This is a genomic window from Roseateles sp. (assembly GCF_036404855.1).
Taxonomy (GTDB): domain Bacteria; phylum Pseudomonadota; class Gammaproteobacteria; order Burkholderiales; family Burkholderiaceae_C; genus Pelomonas.
Map to the genome: position 1 here is coordinate 1 of NZ_DASWYS010000332.1, position 1,703 is coordinate 1,703.

Below are 1,703 nucleotides of genomic sequence, written 5' to 3' on the forward strand. Positions count from 1 at the left end.
GGCCGGAGAGGTCCTGCTGCAGCTTCTCCAGGCCCACGCGCAGCGGTTCGCTGTCGGCCACGATGGCGGCCTGCGCCTCGCGCGCGGCCACCAGGCCCTGCAGGTTGCCCAGGATGGCGCCGGCTTCGACGCGGGTTTCCTCGTAGCGCTGCAGCAGGGCCTGCAGGCGCTCGCGCACTTGCGGGTCGCGGGCGGCGCTCAGGCGCAGCTCGTCGCTGCCCTTGAGCAGGCCGTCCGCCACTTCCTTGAAGGTGATCAGGTCCTTGCCGAGCAGGAACACCGCCTCGGGGCTCACGCCTTCCAGCGTCAGGAACTCGTTGGCCGACTTGCCGATGCGCTGCGTCAGCATCACGAGCTGGCCGGAGGCGGAGATTTCGGCGGCGGGCGCGTTCTGCTGCAGCTTGAGGGAGGAGATCGTCTCGGCGATCTCCAGCAGGTCGGACGACTGGCGGTTGATGGTGCGCAGCGCGGCGCCCACCTGCGTCAGCGTGGCCTGCTGGCCCAGCACGGCCGAAGCGTTGCGCTCGGCGGCGTCGATGCGCGGCAGAAGGTCGTCGAGCGCGCCGCCGTATTCCGGCCCCAGCGGCTCGATCGCCATGTTGCTGTCGCCCTGCTTGAGGCCGCGCACACTGGTGGCCAGCACGCTGGCGCTGTCGCGCACCTCGGGGAAGGCGGTGGGGCTGCCCACCAGCGCCTGCGACACGCTCTTGGCCAGACGCTGCGACTGCATCAGCGCCTGACCGCTGGCGGCCACCTGCTGGCTGATCTTTTCCGCCTGGCTCAGCACGAAGAACGTGATGGCGCCCAGCACCAGCAGCGCGAAGGCCAGCAGCACCGCGAGCGAGCGCTGGTGCTGTTCCGCCGGGCGGCGACCCAGAATGGGCAGTGAAACCAGCGCGTCCTTGGGCGTGTCGCCATCGTCCTCGGTGATCAGCAGGTTGTCGTCGAGATCCCCCGTGTTGGCGTCGGGCGCCAGGCGGGCCGCGGCAAGCTCCGCGATCTCCTGATCCGTCACGCCGGCCAGGTCAGGCTCATCCGCCTCCTTGTTCTTCTTGGAGAACAGCCCTTGGAATCGATCAAGCGTGGCCATGGTTTACCTTCCAACTCACAACGGGTGAACAAAAACGTCGGGTGCCGGGTGGGGCGCCGTCAGGCCGCGATGGCCAGGAATTCGGGTTCGCTCACGAGCAGCTGCAGGTCGAGTTCCTGCCAATCCTGCCCCTGTGCGTCCACCAGAACGCGTGTCATGTAGCCGGGCGCGTCCGCCGGACGCTCGCCCAAGGCGCTGAACGCGCCGGGATTGCGCAGGCCCAGCAGGCGATCGATCCAGAACACCGCGTTCAGGCCGAGGGCGCCGTGCAGGCTCACCAGCCGCGACTCGGAGGTGATCCGCTCTGTGGCGCGCCCCGCGCCGCGAGCGGTCCCCTGCACCAGGCCAGCCAGGTCGATCACGCCATGCAAGCCACCGCGCAGGTTGGCGACGCCGAGGTACCAGGGCTTGGTGTACGGCACCCCCTGCACCGCCGACCACGGAAAAATCTCGCCGGACTGCACCAGCGGCAACAGGTAGCGGCGACCGCCGGCCTCGATGGCCAGCCAGGTCGCGGTCAGCGCTTCGGTCTTCGCTGCCGTGAGGCGCTGGGCCAGCCGTTCCTGGAGCTCCTTCAGCGACTGTCGTTTGGCCATGCTGGTGCGGTTCGGGC

The 1,703-nt window shown here is 69.3% G+C and carries 2 protein-coding genes; both read right to left on the reverse strand.

Annotation, left to right across the window (positions count from 1 at the left end):
- Positions 1 to 1,090 (reverse strand): type IV pili methyl-accepting chemotaxis transducer N-terminal domain-containing protein (locus tag VGF12_RS22205; protein ID WP_331178228.1); only part of this gene is annotated, 1,090 nt, incomplete at its 3' end.
- Between the two features lie 59 nt (positions 1,091 to 1,149).
- Positions 1,150 to 1,686 (reverse strand): chemotaxis protein CheW, encoded by a 537-nt coding sequence (locus VGF12_RS22210; protein WP_070397332.1) that lies wholly within the window; start codon positions 1,684 to 1,686, stop codon positions 1,150 to 1,152.
- Between the last annotated feature and the right edge of the window lie 17 nt (positions 1,687 to 1,703).

Excerpts from the sequence above, each read along its gene's own strand:
- VGF12_RS22210 (WP_070397332.1), bottom strand. The coding sequence starts at position 1,686 with ATGGCCAAACGACAGTCGCTGAAGGAGCTCCAGGAACGGCTGGCCCAG.